Annotated in this window: 18 protein-coding genes and 1 other annotated feature; of the genes, 14 read left to right on the top strand and 4 right to left on the bottom strand. The window is 46.1% G+C overall.

All coding sequences use genetic code 11. The features are described 5' to 3' along the window. Positions 1–54: 54 nt before the first annotated feature. The gene (locus tag FJU10_RS15965; protein ID WP_016611673.1) at positions 55–930 is read left to right on the top strand and encodes a DegV family protein; all 876 of its coding nucleotides are present in this window, start codon (positions 55–57) and stop codon (positions 928–930) included. A 99-nt stretch (positions 931–1,029) separates the two neighbouring features. Here the strand turns inward: FJU10_RS15965 and FJU10_RS15960 are convergent, their stop codons facing one another. Continuing rightward, positions 1,030–2,652, bottom strand: a complete 1,623-nt coding sequence (locus FJU10_RS15960) for an ABC-F family ATP-binding cassette domain-containing protein (protein WP_140966359.1) — start codon at positions 2,650–2,652, stop codon at positions 1,030–1,032. Positions 2,653–2,860: 208 nt separating this feature from the next. Here FJU10_RS15960 and FJU10_RS15955 point away from each other — a divergent pair, with 208 nt between their 5' ends. Next, complete coding sequence (locus tag FJU10_RS15955) at positions 2,861–3,679, top strand: ZIP family metal transporter (RefSeq protein ID WP_081117597.1); 819 nt, start codon at positions 2,861–2,863, stop codon at positions 3,677–3,679. Between the two features lie 54 nt (positions 3,680–3,733). Here the strand turns inward: FJU10_RS15955 and FJU10_RS15950 are convergent, their stop codons facing one another. Further along, the gene (locus tag FJU10_RS15950; RefSeq protein WP_008376766.1) at positions 3,734–3,937 is read right to left on the bottom strand and encodes a hypothetical protein; all 204 of its coding nucleotides are present in this window, start codon (positions 3,935–3,937) and stop codon (positions 3,734–3,736) included. 150 nt (positions 3,938–4,087) lie between these two features. On the opposite strand from FJU10_RS15950, the gene FJU10_RS15945 reads away from it, so the two are divergent. Further along, positions 4,088–4,489, top strand: coding sequence for a DUF4809 family protein (locus FJU10_RS15945; protein WP_140966358.1), 402 nt, complete (start codon positions 4,088–4,090; stop codon positions 4,487–4,489). Between the two features lie 103 nt (positions 4,490–4,592). Here the strand turns inward: FJU10_RS15945 and FJU10_RS15940 are convergent, their stop codons facing one another. Both FJU10_RS15940 and proB read right to left on the bottom strand, forming a co-directional pair. Continuing rightward, positions 4,593–5,837 carry a glutamate-5-semialdehyde dehydrogenase gene (locus FJU10_RS15940; RefSeq protein ID WP_140966357.1) on the bottom strand — a complete coding sequence of 415 codons (1,245 nt, stop codon included), beginning with the start codon at positions 5,835–5,837 and terminating at the stop codon, positions 4,593–4,595. Further along, a complete protein-coding gene (proB, locus tag FJU10_RS15935) occupies positions 5,834–6,649 on the bottom strand; it encodes a glutamate 5-kinase (protein WP_081117600.1) in 816 nt (271 codons plus the stop codon). The genes FJU10_RS15940 and proB overlap by 4 nt, the downstream gene beginning before the upstream one ends. A gap of 189 nt (positions 6,650–6,838) precedes the next feature. Between proB and FJU10_RS15930 the strand changes: the two genes are divergently transcribed. The 11 genes from FJU10_RS15930 (at position 6,839) to FJU10_RS15880 (ending at position 16,635) form a co-directional block, all read left to right on the top strand. Continuing rightward, positions 6,839–7,348, top strand: coding sequence for a dUTP diphosphatase (locus FJU10_RS15930; protein WP_005232909.1), 510 nt, complete (start codon positions 6,839–6,841; stop codon positions 7,346–7,348). Between the two features lie 44 nt (positions 7,349–7,392). Beyond that, complete coding sequence (radA, locus tag FJU10_RS15925) at positions 7,393–8,763, top strand: DNA repair protein RadA (RefSeq protein ID WP_005226394.1); 1,371 nt, start codon at positions 7,393–7,395, stop codon at positions 8,761–8,763. A gap of 172 nt (positions 8,764–8,935) precedes the next feature. Then, positions 8,936–10,075 (top strand): PIN/TRAM domain-containing protein, encoded by a 1,140-nt coding sequence (locus FJU10_RS15920; protein WP_005226396.1) that lies wholly within the window; start codon positions 8,936–8,938, stop codon positions 10,073–10,075. 169 nt (positions 10,076–10,244) lie between these two features. Beyond that, a complete protein-coding gene (gene gltX, locus FJU10_RS15915) occupies positions 10,245–11,702 on the top strand; it encodes a glutamate--tRNA ligase (RefSeq protein WP_140966356.1) in 1,458 nt (485 codons plus the stop codon). Next, positions 11,699–11,897 (top strand) — a binding site (T-box leader). (Overlaps the previous gene by 4 nt.) Before the next feature lie 65 nt (positions 11,898–11,962). After that, positions 11,963–12,499: a serine O-acetyltransferase EpsC gene (gene epsC / locus FJU10_RS15910; RefSeq protein ID WP_026008130.1), complete on the top strand. Its 537-nt coding sequence runs from the start codon at positions 11,963–11,965 to the stop codon at positions 12,497–12,499. Next, entirely contained in the window at positions 12,492–13,904 is a 1,413-nt protein-coding gene (cysS, locus tag FJU10_RS15905; protein ID WP_140966355.1) for a cysteine--tRNA ligase, read from the top strand. Before epsC ends, cysS begins: the two co-directional genes overlap by 8 nt. Continuing rightward, the gene (locus FJU10_RS15900) at positions 13,901–14,323 is read left to right on the top strand and encodes a Mini-ribonuclease 3 (RefSeq protein WP_015508687.1); all 423 of its coding nucleotides are present in this window, start codon (positions 13,901–13,903) and stop codon (positions 14,321–14,323) included. The genes cysS and FJU10_RS15900 overlap by 4 nt, the downstream gene beginning before the upstream one ends. Then, positions 14,289–15,128, top strand: coding sequence for a 23S rRNA (guanosine(2251)-2'-O)-methyltransferase RlmB (rlmB, locus tag FJU10_RS15895; RefSeq protein ID WP_010748485.1), 840 nt, complete (start codon positions 14,289–14,291; stop codon positions 15,126–15,128). The genes FJU10_RS15900 and rlmB overlap by 35 nt, the downstream gene beginning before the upstream one ends. Further along, positions 15,125–15,643: an NYN domain-containing protein gene (locus FJU10_RS15890; protein WP_005226413.1), complete on the top strand. Its 519-nt coding sequence runs from the start codon at positions 15,125–15,127 to the stop codon at positions 15,641–15,643. The genes rlmB and FJU10_RS15890 overlap by 4 nt, the downstream gene beginning before the upstream one ends. A 95-nt stretch (positions 15,644–15,738) precedes the next feature. Continuing rightward, positions 15,739–16,302, top strand: coding sequence for a sigma-70 family RNA polymerase sigma factor (locus FJU10_RS15885; RefSeq protein ID WP_140966354.1), 564 nt, complete (start codon positions 15,739–15,741; stop codon positions 16,300–16,302). Positions 16,303–16,389: 87 nt separating this feature from the next. After that, on the top strand, positions 16,390–16,635 hold the full coding sequence (locus FJU10_RS15880; RefSeq protein ID WP_005226417.1) for a Veg family protein: 246 nt from the start codon (positions 16,390–16,392) through the stop codon (positions 16,633–16,635). Positions 16,636–16,654 lie beyond the last annotated feature (19 nt).

Here is a 16,654-nt window from a genome sequence, read left to right as displayed (position 1 = left end):
CTTCTGTCTTGTTCTTTTTTTGCTATAATAGGGGGTAACGAGAGGGGTGAAACCATGTTTCAAATCATGACAGATTCCTGCTGTGATTTACCAGCAGCAAGATTAGCGGAGCTAGATGTCGCCTATATTCCAATGCTGATTGAATTAGATGGCAAAGAATATATCGATGATATGGGCAAAGAATTTGATACGGAATGGTTTTTAGGAAAACTAAAAGAGCATGCGCAACCGACGACTTCTCAAATCAATGTCGGACGTTATATGGAATATTTTCGGCCATATGTCGAAGCGGGCACACCGGTCCTTTATTTAGGTTTTTCTTCAGGAATGAGCGGCTCATTCCAAAGTGCCGTCCAAGCCGTAGCCTTACTAAAAGAAGAATACAAAGAAGTTGCGATCACCTTGATCGATACGCGCTCAGCTAGTTTAGGGGAAGGCTTCTTAGTGGCTGAAGCAGCCCAACAAAAAGCCCAAGGACGTTCGTTGCTGGAAGTCAGCCAATGGGTAGAAGAAAACAAACTGCGTTTAGATTCATGGGTCACCGTCGATGATTTAAAACAGTTGGAACGCGGCGGCAGAATCTCCAAAACGGCGGCAGCGATCGGCGGATTGCTGAACGTGAAACCAATCATTACCGTCGATACTGCGGGAAAATTACGCAGCGTTGATCGAGTGCGGGGACGCAACAAAGCGATCCAAAAAATCGTGGATCAAACCATCGCCAATCTTCACGAATCAAAAACCAATACGGTTTATTTTGCCAATGCCGGCGATGCCGAAGCAGCGGAGAAAGTCATCAAACGTTTGACCGAAAAAGTTCCTGACATTATTATTCATCATTATCCATTAGGTCCAACGATCTCCAGTCATACCGGCTATGGCTGCTTGGCGCTGTTTTCATTCGGCAAAGCCCGTTTAGAACAAGCCTAATCTGCACAAAATGCCTGAAGCACCTAGGCAAAATAAAAGAAACGCTCCAGTTGCAGCCTTGGTGGCGGGCAACTGGAGCGTTCTTTTATTTAAAGCAGCTTATTGATTCAATTCTGCTACGCGTTTTTGGACATCTTTGTTTTCTAAGAATTCATCGTAGGTCGTTTCGGCACGATCCACCACGCCTTTTCTAGAGACCGCAATGATACGGTTCGCAAGGGTTTGAATAAATTGGTGGTCATGAGAAGCAAACAACAATGAGCCGGTGAAGGCCATCAAACCATCGTTTAATGCGGTGATCGATTCTAAGTCCAAGTGATTGGTTGGATCATCCAACACCAATACGTTGGCTTTTGAAAGCATCATTTTCGACAACATACAGCGAACTTTTTCGCCCCCGGAAAGGACGTTGACGGGTTTTAATACTTCATCACCAGAGAATAACATGCGACCGAGGAAGCTGCGCAAGAAGGTATTGTCGTCTTCTTCTTTGCTTGCGTATTGACGCAGCCAATCAACGATCGGGGTATCCGTATCGAATTCGCTGGTCGTATCTTTTGGCAAGTAGGCATGCTGCGTGGTGACGCCCCAACGAACACTACCTGTATCAGGAGTGATTTCCCCCATGATGACTTTGAATAGCGTCGTGGTGGTGATATCGCTATTGGCAACAAAAGCGACTTTGTCGTCTTTATTCAAGGTGAAAGAGATATTGTCTAAAATCTTTTTGCCGTCGATCGTCACACTGACATTGTCGACTTGCAGCAAGTCATTCCCGATTTCACGTTCTGGTTTAAAACCAACAAACGGATAGCGGCGGGACGAAGGTTGAATATCATCAAGGGTGATTTTATCCAACATTTTTTTCCGAGACGTTGCTTGTTTGGATTTTGATGCATTGGCACTAAAGCGTGCGATAAAGTCTTGCAGTTCTTTGATCTGCTCTTCTTTTTTGGCATTTGATTGGGATTGTAATTTCGCTGCTAATTGGCTTGATTCCAACCAGAAATCATAGTTGCCGACAAACAATTTGATTTTGCCGAAGTCTAAATCGGCCATATGGGTACAAACTTTATTTAAGAAGTGGCGGTCATGGGAAACAACGATAACGGTGTTGTCAAAGTTGATCAGAAACTCTTCTAACCAGTTGATAGATTGGATATCCAATCCGTTGGTAGGCTCATCTAGGAGCAAGACGTCTGGCTTACCGAAAAGGGCTTGTGCGAGTAAGACTTTCACCCGTTGACCAGCAGTTAGATCTTTCATCAAGACATGATGCAATTCATCGGGAATGTTCAAGCCTTGCAAAAGAACGGCTGCTTCTGGCTCTGCTTCCCAACCATCAAGTTCCGCAAATTCGCCTTCTAGTTCGGCGGCACGAATCCCATCTTCATCAGAAAAGTCTTCCTTCATGTAGATCGCATCTTTTTCTTTCATCACTTCGTAGAGACGTTTATGGCCCATGATAACCGTTTCGATCACGGGAAACTCTTCGTAATCATAGTGGTTCTGTTTCAAGACAGCCATCCGTTCATCAGGACCTAAAGAAACATTCCCGGTCGAAGGTTGGATCTCACCAGATAAAATTTTTAAAAAAGTTGATTTACCAGCACCATTTGCACCAATCAAACCATAACAATTACCAGGCGTAAACTTAATATTAACATCATCAAACAGTTTGCGGTCTGAAAAATGCAAACTTACATCACTTACTGTAATCAATTCTTTTCCTCACTTTATATAAATTGACATGGAGTCTCCTAGCATTATAGCGATGAATGTTGAAACTTTCAAGTAAAGCCGAGGATTTCATCAGGAAAGGCTTAGGGCTGGTGAAAGAAAAATTTTGGCTGCTGTTGGCTTCCTAGTAGAACCTGACGGCTTCCTATGCTAGAGTATTGGTAGAATAGTTAGACAAAGGAGCAGACGAATGGTGGATTGGTTGGTTGGATTGTCGCCATGGCAGCAAGCGCTGGCGGGGACGATCTTTACGTATGGTATGACGGCGTTTGGGGCAGCGCTAGTCTTTTTCTTCAAAGAAATCAATAAAAATGTCCTGAATACGATGCTGGGGTTTGCCTCTGGCGTGATGATCGCTGCTAGTTTCTGGTCGTTACTAGATCCTGCGATCGCACGAGCCGAAGAAAATGGCGACATTCCGTGGCTCGTGGTCAGCATCGGGTTTGGTTTGGGCGGTTTGTTTCTATATGCAGCAGATAAGACGCTCCCGCATATGCATTTTGGTCCAAATCATGAAACAGAAGGTTTGCCCAGTCATTTGAAGCGAACGATCTTGCTGGTTTTTTCCATCACGCTGCATAATATCCCAGAAGGCTTGGCGGTAGGGGTAGCGTTTGGGGCGGCGGCTAGTGCCGATGATCCGCGAGCAGCGATCTTAGCGGCGCTTTCGGTAGCGATCGGGATCGGGATTCAGAATTTTCCAGAAGGCGCAGCCGTTTCGATCCCCTTGCGTCAAGAAGGGTTAAGCCGAACCAAAGCCTTTATGTATGGGCAAGCGTCCGGGATCGTAGAACCGATCGCCGGTGTGATCGGGGCTTTGTTGGTAACGAGTATGTCCGCTGTCTTGCCGTATGCGTTGGCTTTTGCAGCGGGTGCTATGATCTATGTAGTGGTGGAAGAATTGATTCCAGAAGCGCAGCAAACCTTGACGAGTCGCCGCCATTTTGCGGTCTTTGGCGTCATGCTAGGCTTTATCTTAATGATGGTTTTAGATGTCGCATTAGGCTGATCGATAAAAAACACCTGACTTTTGGAAAGTCAGGTGTTTTTGGTTTTCCTGCAATTAACGATAATATTTTCTTGGCTTTTGGCGAATCGAGGTTAACCAGCGAACGATCAAAACGGCTAGCAACAAAGGAATCCCGAAACGGAAAATCAATCCGATCAACCCACCAACAATGCCTAATACGACGGATAAAACAAGAGATGCTGCGATTAAAACTGCAACGACAGTAACGATTCTTCCTAATAAACTTTCTGTATTCATAGTGACTCCTCCTAGACTTTTTTTCTTATCCTTAGCATAGCAAGAAAGAAAAAGAAACACATCCAACTTAAGGCGGAATAATTGCTCCGCCGTGGGCCATAGGTTTGTGATAAACTAAACATGAATCATTCATGAAAGGAGTCAAAAAGAATGAATGCAGAAATTCTCACGAGCCAAGTCATCACAGAAGGAGGGTGCAATGCCTGTTTGCCTTATGAACTCAATACCTTCACGCTGCAGCTGCCGGATGGTCGTAGTTTTTCACTAGAAAACTTGGATGCTGCTTCCTTGGTGATGCCCATTGCCCAGATCAATCAGTGGCAGACTCGCTTATTATTAGAAGAAGACGAAGGACTGATCTATCAAAAAGGAACGCAAGAAGTAATTTTCGTAGAGGGCAGCCGTCAGGATACGTTTTCCAGCAAAGGACAGACGATTGCTTGTCCGAAAAAGAGTTGCGAAGCTGACGTTTTTGCCACAACCAATCGAGTGCTGACAGAATTGTTCGGCATCGAACCGCTTTCCTTCGTTCTGCGGGCTGCACAAGCATAAGAGGACGAAAAAAAGCCGCTTGCGCATGTAGCGACCTCCTGGAGTTAGCTTTTTATTCTAAATATTGGGGGGCATTACAGCAAGTGGCTGTTTTTTCGTATCGTTACTTACGGATCTGGCCTTCGCCATAAACAATGTATTTGGTGGAAGTCAGTGCTTCTAACCCCATTGGCCCACGGGCATGGAGTTTTTGCGTTGAGATGCCGATCTCGGCTCCAAAGCCAAACATAAAGCCATCGGTGAAACGGGTCGAGGCATTGACGTAAACCGCCGCCGCATCAACTTCTTTCAAGAAGCGTTGGGAAGCGAAATAATCATCAGTGATGATCGCTTCGGAGTGCTTCGTATTGTAGCGATTGATGTGGGCAATGGCTTCTTCTAGCGAAGCCACCACTTTGATCGCTAAGATATAGTCTAAAAACTCGGTTGCCCAGTCCTCTTCAGTGGCAAGCTGCGCGTTGTTCAAAAACGCCAACGCTTTTTCATCTCCTCGCAATTCGACTTGATCGGCAAATTGCTGTTCTACCATAGGCAAAAATTCTGCCGCCACTGCTTCATGGACGAGGATCGTTTCGATGGCATTGCAGACAGAAGGGCGTTGCGTCTTTGCGTTCGTGACGATCGCCAGAGCCATCGGCAGCTGGGCTGCTTGGTCGATGTAGATATGGTTGTTGCCGGTGCCGGTTTCGATCACTGGTACTGTGGCGGTCTCTTTGACACGTCGAATCAAGCCGGCGCCCCCCCGGGGGATCAAAACATCCAAGTAATCCGTCAGCCGCATTAGTTCAGCCGCTGTTTCGTGGCTCGTGTCTTCGATAAACTGGATCGCATGGCGGGAGTGTCCGTTGGCAGCTAATGCCTCTTGTAAAATAGTCACGAGGACTTGATTGGAGTGAAAGGCTTCTTTTCCACCACGCAAAATCACGGCATTTCCTGATTTGAAACACAGACTAGCCGCGTCAGTAGTGACATTAGGGCGGGCTTCGTAGATGATGCCAATGACCCCTAAAGGTACCCGCTGTTGACCAATCAAAAGATCGTCAGCATTGCGCCACATTTTATCCACGGCACCGATTGGATCGGGCAATTGGGCGACTTCTCGGATGCCGTTAGCCATCTCGGTGATCCGTTGTTCTGTCAGCAACAGACGATCTAGCATCGTTTGGCTGGTTCCTTTGGCTTTTGCGGCGGTTAGATCTTGTTGATTAGCAGCTAAAATCTTCTCGGTAGCTTTTTCTAAAGCATCGGCCATCGCTGCCAGTAGGTGGTTTTTTTCACTGGCACTCAGTAAGCTTAATGCCTGGGCGCTTGCTTGTGCTTGTTGACCGATCGTTTGTAAATTGCTCATTGCTCATCCTCCGTTCGTTGATAAAAGTGGGTGCCGACAGGTTCCCCTGCGAGCAAGTCAAAAATAATTTTCGGCTGCTTGCCGTTAGCCAGCAGCATGTGACTGTTCAAGTCTAAGATACGTTGAGCGGCTTTTAATTTGCTGGTCATACCGCCGGTTCCATAAGGACTGCCTTTTCCCGTAGCTTGTTCTAAAAGTTCCGGGGTGATTTCATTGATCTCGGAATACAAAACAGCCTCAGGATCATTCAGCGGATTGGCGGAATAAAAGCCGTCGATATCAGAAAGCATGATCAAAAGCTCGGCTTTCGTCAACTGAGCGACGATCGCTGACAGCTGGTCATTGTCGCCAAATTTGGTGAGATGGTCTAATTCATCCACTGCCACTGTGTCGTTTTCATTAATGATCGGGATGATCCCCATCGCAAGTAACTGTTCTAAGGTGTTGCTAACGTTTTGACGGCTTTGGGGAAATTCGATGATGTCTCTGGTCAGCAGGATCTGTGCAGTCTGCTGGCTATAGCTTTGAAAACGCTGGTTGTAGATCGTCATCAGTTCCGATTGGCCAACGGCGGCCACAGCTTGCTGCTGCGGGATCTCCACGGGTCGTTCTTTCAAATTCAACTTGTTCATGCCAACACCGATCGCACCAGAGGAAACTAAGATGATTTCTTTGCCTTGGTTTTGTAAAGCTGCTAAGACAAAGGCTAATTCATCGATACCAGCTAGATTGATGGCACCATTGGGATAAATCAACGAGCTGGTGCCGATTTTTACAACGATTCGGTTTTTGTTTGAAAGATCTGCGCGCATATGCCACCGCCTATTTTTTGATATTTTTTCTATTGTACTCGCAAATGGGCGTTTCGTCATGCTCTTTTTTCTTTTTGAGCTATTTTTAAACGAAGAAATTGTAAAGACTTTTCGATAATTGTGTTTTCCATGAAGAAAATAGTTCTTCCTATGCTAAAATAGCTATATGTTTTATTATTGGAGGAACCCATGAAATTACGAGGATTTGAAATTATTACATCATATAAAGAAAAAAGCATCACCTTGCCTCAACGTGCCACCCATCATGCGGCTGGTTACGACTTTGAAGCAGCGGAAGAAATCGTGGTGCCAAGCATTTGGAAAGCGGGCGTGATCGACGGGGTCAAAGCGCTTTTTGCGAAAGAGACCGCAAAACAGTTGAAGCCAACCTTGATTCCCACGGGGATCAAAGCCTATATGGGGGAAGACGAGTATTTGCAGCTGACAAATCGTTCCAGCAATCCTTTGAAACGTTTCTTAGTCTTGACGAATGGTGTCGGCGTCATCGACAGCGATTACTATGACAATCCAGATAATGAAGGGCATATCATGTTTCAGTTTACCAATTTCGGCCCCACAGATGTCGTCATTAAAAAAGGCGAGCGGATCGGTCAAGGAATTTTCTTGCCGTTCTTAAAAGCTGATCAAGATACAACCACTGCCAGCCGAACCGGCGGCTTTGGCTCCTCGAATCAGTAAATCCTGCCTGGGGGTCTGTTTGATAGAAGTAGTGGAGGAGATCAATGGCAAAAAAAGCAAAAAGTCAATTTGTCTGTCAAAACTGCGGGTATAGTTCCCCTAAGTATTTAGGAAAATGCCCCAATTGCGGCAGCTGGAATTCAATGGTAGAAGAAGTGATCCAAGAAACTGCTGATCGTCGTGTACGAACAACATTGACCGGTCAAAAGATGCAGCCGACGAAAATCGCCGATGTCGTACCGAAAAAAGAACCGCGGGTCCAAACGAAACTCGCTGAATTGAATCGCGTCTTAGGCGGCGGCGTGGTCCCAGGTTCCTTGATTTTGATCGGTGGGGATCCCGGGATCGGAAAATCGACGCTGCTCTTGCAAGTTTCCCAGCAATTAGCAGCGATCGGCGGAACGGTCTTGTATGTGTCAGGAGAAGAAAGTGCCGAACAGATCAAAATGCGGGCGCAGCGCTTAGGCGCCATCGACACGGAATTTTATCTCTATGGGGAAACGGACATGTCAGAGATCAGTAAAGCGATCGAAAACATCCGTCCAGATTATGTGATCATCGATTCGATCCAAACCATGACCCAACCGGATATCACCAGCGTGGCAGGCAGTGTCAGCCAAGTGCGAGAAACGACCGCAGAATTGCTGAAAATCGCTAAAACCAATGGCATCGCTATCTTTATCGTTGGCCACGTGACGAAGGAAGGCTCGATCGCAGGACCGCGGATGCTGGAGCATATGGTAGATACCGTCTTGTATTTCGAAGGCGAAAAGCACCACAGCTTTCGGATTTTGCGGGCCGTCAAAAACCGCTTTGGGTCCACCAATGAGATCGGGATTTTTGAAATGGAAGAAGGCGGGTTGAAAGAAGTCGCCAATCCGTCACAAGTCTTTTTGGAAGAACGCTTAGAAGGCGCAACCGGATCGGCGATCGTAGTGGCAATGGAAGGCAGTCGGCCAATCTTGGTGGAGATCCAAGCACTGGTCACGCCAACGATGTTCGGCAATGCCAAACGCACGACGACGGGGCTAGACTTCAACCGCGTCTCGCTGATCATGGCGGTTTTAGAAAAACGGGCAGGCTTGCTGCTGCAAAATCAAGATGCCTACTTAAAAGCAGCCGGCGGGGTCAAATTAAATGAACCCGCGATCGATCTAGCGATCGCTGTTAGTATCGCGTCTAGCTATAAAGAAAAAGGCACCAGCCCGACGGAGTGTTTTATCGGTGAAATTGGCTTGACAGGTGAGATTCGCCGAGTCAATGCGATCGAGCAACGGGTCAAAGAGGTGCAAAAACTGGGCTTTACAAAAGTTTATTTGCCGAAAAATAATCTGACTGGTTGGCAGCCGCCAAAAGGCATCGAAGTCGAAGGCGTGTCTACCTTAGCCGAAACCTTACGGAAAGTCTTCCGTTAAAGTGGAGTCAACGCAAGAGCAAGGGGCAATCTCCCTTCCTCTTGCCCTGACGCTGCTGGTTCATTCATTTGAACTAAACAACCGATCGACAACCGCTGACTGGCGGAAAGAGCCTGTTTGGCAGCACGGATTTTTGAACAAAAGAAACCTACTGGAGTATGGAGGAACATGTATGCAGAAACGAGTCATTACGGCACTAATGGTACTTGCCGGAGCAAGTCTAGGGATCTCACTGATGCCTATCGCATGGCAAGCCATTGGGCAAACCCAAAACGAATGGCTGAATAATAACATCACTAATAGTTTGCTTGGAGCCCTTATTTTCTTTTTATTATCTTTACTATTAGCGAAATATATTGCAGCCGGTATTCGCAAAATTGAAGAAAAACTAAGTGAATTGAGCTTAACCTATCTCTTGTTTGGCGCAATTGGTTCGATCATCGGTCTGATGATCGGTGTGATCGTGTCGATTCCTTTTTACAATTGGGATATTCCTTTTATCAACGGGATCGCCCCAATCTTAGTGATGGTCCTGTTAGGGTATCTCGGTTTTCAGATCGGGACGACACGGATCGATGAATGGAAAAAAGTCTTTGCCCCGAAAAACAAAAAGGCAGAGCCCCAAGAGCAAGATGAACAGCAGATGCTGGAAAGAAAAATCGCGGATCACTTCCACAAATATAAAATTTTGGATACCAGCGTGATCATTGATGGTCGGATCTATGACATTGCTAAAACAGGCTTTTTAGAAGGCGTCTTGCTGATCCCGAATTTTGTCTTGTATGAATTGCAATACATCGCAGATTCTGGCGATAGTTTGAAACGGGTTCGGGGCCGCCGCGGCTTGGATATTTTGAATGCTTTGCAAAAAGAAGAAGGCATCGCTGTTGAGATGTACGAAGGCGATTTTGAAGACATTTCCGAAGTCGACAGCAAGCTGATCAAGTTAGCGAAGATGCTGGATGGTGTCGTCGTGACCAATGATTACAATTTAAACAAAGTTTCTGAATTTCAAAATGTGCCGGTCTTGAATATCAATGCGTTGGCCAATGCGGTCAAACCAGTGGTGATTCCAGGAGAAAGCATGCACGTCTTAGTAGTGAAAGCTGGCACGGAGCGCCAGCAAGGGGTCGCTTATCTAGATGACGGGACGATGGTCGTTGTGGAAGATGGCCAGCATTACATGAATGAACACATCGAAGTGATCGTCACCAGCGCCTTGCAAACGGCAGCTGGGCGGATGATTTTTGCTAAACCAGCCCATTCTGGTCGCGGCATCGACAACAAAGAAGGATCGAAATCAGAGAAATAATCCTCGGCAGCTGGCGTAAAATATGCCAGCTGCCTTTACTAATTGGGTTATTGATTGTACAATTCAACTTGAGGGTTCTGTTTTTTACGCGGGTCTTTCCCACTAAACTGAACAATAAGCCCCAAGCAGCTTGGCTGGCTTGGAAATCAGATGAAGGAAGAGGAAAACAATGACAAAAGTACGTGTACGTTACGCGCCAAGTCCAACAGGACATTTACACATCGGGAATGCTCGGACGGCTTTATTCAATTATTTGTTTGCTCGTCATAATGACGGTGAATTTATTATCCGAATCGAAGACACCGATCAAAAAAGAAACATTGAAGATGGTGAAAAAAGTCAGCTTGAAAACTTGCAATGGTTAGGGATGGATTGGGACGAATCACCTGAAAATCCAGGGGAATATGGGCCGTATCGTCAATCAGAACGCGGCGATATCTACCAACCACTGATCGATCAATTGCTTGCAAGCAATCGTGCGTATAAGTGTTATTGTACGGAAGAAGAGTTGGAAGCCGAACGCGAAGGCCAAAGAACGCGTGGCGAAATGCCTCATTATGCAGGGAAATGTGCCAACTTAACACCGGAAGAGCAAGCCGAAAAAGAAGCACAAGGCTTGAAACCAGTGATTCGTTTCCGTGTCTCTCGCAATACTGAATACAAATTCCATGACATGGTCAAAGGCGAGATCGTTTTTGAATCAGATAATGTCGGTGGCGATTTTGTCATCCAAAAACGTGATGGCATGCCGACCTACAACTTTGCAGTAGCAGTGGATGACCATCATATGAAAATCACCCATGTGTTGCGTGGAGATGACCACATCGCCAACACACCAAAACAGTTGATGATCTATGAAGCATTTGGCTGGCAAGCACCGGAATTCGGTCACATGACGTTGATCATCAATAGCGAAACTGGGAAAAAATTAAGCAAACGGGACGAATCGATTCTGCAATTCATCGAGCAATACCGTGAATTGGGCTATTTGCCAGATGCTATGTTCAACTTTATTGCACTTTTAGGCTGGTCACCAGTTGGGGAGGAAGAAATTTTCTCTCAAGAAGAATTGATCAAAATCTTTGATCCTGAACGGTTGAGCAAATCACCAGCTGCCTTCGATGCCAAGAAATTGGAATGGGTCAATAACCAATACATGAAACAAATGGATTTGGATGAATTGACGGCAATGTGCGTTCCTTACTTGGTAAAAGCTGGCCGCATCGAAGAAACATTGACCGAAGAAAAAGCTGCTTGGTTGAAAAAAATCGTGTCCTTGTATCAACCACAAATGAGTTTTGCGGCTCAAATCGTCGATCTTTCGGAGTTGTTCTTCGAAGAACATCCTGAATTAGATGATGCAGCCAAAGAAGTCTTGGCAGGGGAAACCGTACCGACGGTTTTAACAGCCTTTAAAGAAAAATTACAGGCGATGCCAGTCGTTGAGGCTGCAGCAGTCAAAGCAGCCATCAAAGAGATCCAAAAAGAAACAGGCGTCAAAGGCAAGAATTTATTCATGCCGATCCGCGTGGCGGTTTCAGGCCAAACCCACGGACCAGAACTACCGGATACTGTTGAATTATTAGGGAAAGAAAAAGCCCTTGATCATTTGAATAACGTGTTATAAACACAGCGAATAGACGAAGTACTAGCCGATTTTTTTCAGAGAGGCCACGGAAGGTGAGAGTGGTCAAAAAAGGCTAGGAAATGCACCTAGGAGTGGCTTTGGCGCAAGTCAAAGACGAAGCAGCGGACGTTACCCGCTTGAAGGCAGTGCCGAACTGCGAACAAAAGTGGGACCACGCAAAAAAGCGTCTTTTGAATAAGGAAACTTATTTGAAAGACGCTTTTTTCGTATCAAGAAGTTTGGATAAAGTAGGTGAGAAGATGACTTGGTTCAAAAAAGCAATTGCGGCAACAAAAAAACACGATCCATCGGTACGATCAACGTTGGAGATCATCATCACGTACCCAGGATTTCATGCCTTGTTTTGGCATCGTTGGTCGCATTTTTTGTTTCAGCATCGCTGGTATTTTTTGGCAAAACTGACGGCCCAGTTTTGGCGTTTCTTGACTGGGATCGAGATTCATCCTGGTGCGCAGATCGGCCAAGGGGTCTTTATCGATCATGGGATGGGGGTCGTGATTGGGGAAACGGCGATCATTGAAGATGATGTCGTCTTGTTTCACGGAGTCACCCTGGGGGGAACCGGCAAAGAGCGAGGCAAGCGTCATCCCACGGTCAAAACCGGTGCGTTTCTCTCAGCCCATGCGCAGATCTTAGGCCCTGTCACGATCGGTGAGCGTGCAAAGATCGGCGCCAATGCAGTGGTTTTGAAGGATATCCCCGCAGAAGCAACTGCTGTTGGCATCCCGGCAAAGATCGTTCGAATCAAAGGAAAGAAGGTTACCCACGATGATTAAAATCTATAATACGCTGACACGGGAAAAAGAAGTGTTTCAGCCATTGGAAGAAAAGAAAGTAAAAATGTATGTTTGCGGACCCACGGTCTATAACTATATCCATATCGGGAATGGCCGTAGTACTGTGTCGTTTGATACCGTACGCCGTTATTTTGAATACCGCGGCTATACAGTGGACTATTTGATGAATTTTACCGATGTCGATGATAAAATCATTCGTGCGGCAAAAGAATTAGGCACGACGGCCCCAGAAGTGGCAGAGCGTTTTATCAACGCCTTCAATGAAGATACCGCAGCGCTGAACGTCAAACCTGCTACGATGAATCCTCGTGTGATGGATCATATCGAAGACATCATTGCCTTTATTGCTGCTCTTGTAGAAAAAGGCTATGCCTATCCAGTCAATGGCGATGTTTATTACCGTACCCGTAAATTTGCTCACTATGGGCAATTAAGCGACCAATCCATCGATGAGCTGGAAGTCGGCGCAAGCCAGCGGACCGGTGAAGAACAAAAAATCAAGGAAGATCCGTTGGATTTTGCTTTGTGGAAAGCGGCAAAAGGCGATGAGATCGCTTGGGAATCTCCTTGGGGAGCCGGCCGTCCCGGCTGGCATATCGAATGCTCGGTGATGGCGACCAAACACCTAGGCGAGACCATCGATATTCATGGAGGCGGACAAGACTTGACCTTCCCGCATCATGAAAATGAGATCGCCCAAAGCGAGGCAAAAACCGGCAAGACCTTCGCCAACTATTGGATGCATAACGGCTATGTGACAATCGGTGAAGACGAAGAAAAAATGAGTAAGTCACTAGGCAACTTCGTCACGGTGCATGAGATGGTCAAAAAAGTTGATCCACAGGTGCTGCGTTTCTTTTTGGCAACGACTCAGTACCGCCGACCAATCAAATACAGCGAGACTACCTTGCATGAAGCACAAACCAATCTGCAAAAATTGCGGACGACCTATGAAAATGCCAAATTCCGCTTGAATAGCAGTCACAATCAAGCCAGCGATGAGGAAGTCAATGCACCGGTTCTGGAAGAATTTGAAGAACGTTTCATCAAAGAAATGGACGATGATTTCAACGCGGCTAATGGGATCACAGTGGTCTATGAATTGGCGAAGTGGCTGAACTTAGCTAGCGAAGACCCAGAAACAGACTTGGCTTTATTAGCCGCTGGATTAGCCAAATTCAGCGAATGGCTGACGATTTTCGGGATTTATTTTGTATCAGAAGAATTGCTGGATGAAGAAATCGAACAGCTGATCAATGAACGGATTGCCGCCCGCAAAGCCAAAGATTTTGCCCGCAGCGACCAAATCCGTGATGAGTTGAAAGAACAAGGGATCATCTTAGAAGATACCCCGCAAGGAACCCGATGGAGACGAGAAGCATGAGAGATTATAAACAATTGAATGGTTTGGCATTGGCCTATGTGGGGGATGCGGTCTATGAAGTCTATATTCGCGATTATTTAGTCGCCCAAGGCCAAACTCGACCGAACCAACTGCACCATATGGCGACCCACTATGTGTCAGCCAAAGCCCAAGCGGCGTTGATCCAAAAGATGTTGGATGAAGAGATCCTGACCGAAGAAGAACATGATTTTTACCGCCGCGGCCGTAATAGTAAAAGCCATACGGGTGCAAAAAATGCCGATGTCACGACGTATCGTATCGCTACTGGCTTTGAATCGCTGATCGGGTATTTGCACCTCACGCAGCAAAAAGAACGCTTAGACGAGCTAATAGACTGGTGTATAAAGAAAGTAGGAGAAGAAGATGCGAGAAAAACCGCAAAGAAAGCGTCCAAATAAAAAAACAGCTGGCCGATCAGAAGCCAGACAAGAAAATAGACCGGATCGCCGCAAAGAAGCCGCTGGAGAAGCCATCGAAGATAATTTTGTCTTTGGCTATCATGCGGTTGCTGAAGCCTTGAAAGAAGGGCGAGGCAACAAGCTGTTTCTTTCCGAAGAAGCACGGGGAGAAAAAATCGATCGTTTGAAAGAAATGGCGCGGGAACAGGCAGTTCCGGTCAAATGGGTGCCAAAACAAAAGCTGGATACGATGAGTGACCAAGGGGTCCATCAAGGCATGATCTTGGCGATCACCCCTTACCAGTATTTGACCTTGGATGAATTGTTGGCCCAAACGAAAGAACAGCCGCTGTATCTGATTTTGGATAATCTAGAAGATCCCCATAATTTCGGCTCCATCATGCGAACCGCTGATGCCAGCGGCGTAGACGGGATCATCATTCCGAAACACCGTGCGGTGGGGATCACGCCGATCGTGGTGAAAACATCGACTGGCGCAGTGGAACATATTCCTGTGGCCCGCGTGACTAATTTGACCCAAGCAGTCCAGCAGCTGAAAAAAGCTGGTTTTTGGATCTTTGGTACTGATATGAGCGGCAGTGATTACCGCACATGGAATGCTCAAGGGGCGGTCGGTTTGATCATCGGTAACGAAGGTCGCGGCATGGGAGAAGGCTTGAAAAAAGAAGTGGATCAAATGCTGACGATCCCAATGACCGGTCACGTGCAGAGCTTGAATGCCAGTGTGGCGGCGGGCTTGTTAATGTATCAGGCCTTTACTAGCCGAAATGGGGCGTCCCAATGAAAACCCCTTTGCTGATCGTGGATGGCTACAATATGATTGGCGCTTGGCCGGAGCTGGTTCTTTTGAAAAATCAGGACCGTTTAGAAGATGCCCGAGAAGCCTTACTGAACCGGCTGTCAAATTATGCAAAATATGAAGGGTTGAAAATCATCGTTGTTTTTGATGCCCAACTGGTGCCTGGTGTGACACAAAGTTACACCAAATATCAGCTGGAAGTTATTTTTACCGAAGAAGGAGAGACCGCCGACAGCTACATCGAACGAATCGCTGGTGAATTAAACAATCGATTGACGCAAGTCACCGTCGCTACCAGCGATTTAGCCGAACAGTGGGTGATCTTCTCTCAAGGTGCCTTGCGGACTTCGGCACGGGAATTGTACAAAAGCGTGGAAAAAACGGAAAAAGACATCCACGAGCATCAAACCGACTTGCGGTTTGAAAATTTCCGGCGCAATTCCCCCTGGTCGCCGGAGCAATTAGCCGAACTTGAAAAGAAATTGCGGGACCTTAGTTAGGGACAAAGTTGGTCTGGTAAATTAGAAGATGACCGAGCCATTTATGATACGCTCCTTTTGTAGCAAATGAAGCAAAAACAAAAGGAGTGATCTCGATGCGCACAAAGGAAAGACAAGTATCGCACCGTTCAGATAGATTTGAAGAGTTGTTCAGAAAATATCGACCGATCGTTGAGATTTTGCATAAAAAATATTATCTGCGGGATTATGACTTAGATGATTGGCTGCAAGAAGGTCGGATCGTTTTTAATAAGTGTCTAAAGACTTACGATCAGGACAAGGGAACGACGCTGGGTATCTTGTTTAAGCGATCCTTTGAAAATCGTATCTGCAGCTTGTTGCGGGCGCAGCATGCCCAAAAACGCAAAGCCCAAGTCGATGCCTGCTCGCTGGAAGAAAAGCTTTCACAAGAAGGCAATCGGTTTTTGACCGATCATAATCGCTGTGCGGAAACTGCAGAGACCTATTTGTTCGTTAATGAATCGTTGGCAGCGTATCCGAAAAATTTATCGTCTTTAGAACGAATGGTTATAATGAATTATTTAAAAGGATTAGAACTTGATCAGATTGCCGCGCAAGAAAAGCTGCCTTACGAAAAGATAAAAAGCGCTTTCAGTCGCGGACGGACAAAGTTGATAGCGCTTATCAAGGGTGTTTAACAAAAATCTTATTGAAAGTAGAATTATTTTATGGTAAACTTGAAATTTTCTGCTTTTCGTGGTATGATGATGCTCGAGGTGAATGCGATGCCAACAACTTTAGCTACGATCAAGAAAGATTTAGAAGGCCGTATCGGTAGTGAGATTATGCTAGTTGCTCAGACTGGACGTAAGCGTCAAACTGAACGTCGCGGCGTTTTGACAGAAACTTATCCTTCAGTTTTTGTTGTAGATTTGGATCCAAATGAGAATTCATTCGAGCGGGTTTCTTATAGTTATTCAGATATTTTAACCAGAACTGTTGAGATTGAATTTTTATCAGAAGCTGTTTGAAACAAGAAGAGTTGACACT

The organism is Enterococcus sp. OL5, assembly GCF_006491895.1.
Taxonomy (GTDB): Bacteria; Bacillota; Bacilli; order Lactobacillales; family Enterococcaceae; genus Enterococcus_D; species Enterococcus_D innesii.
The sequence above is the reverse complement of the archived record's forward strand: the minus strand, read 5'-3'. Positions and strand labels throughout refer to the sequence as shown.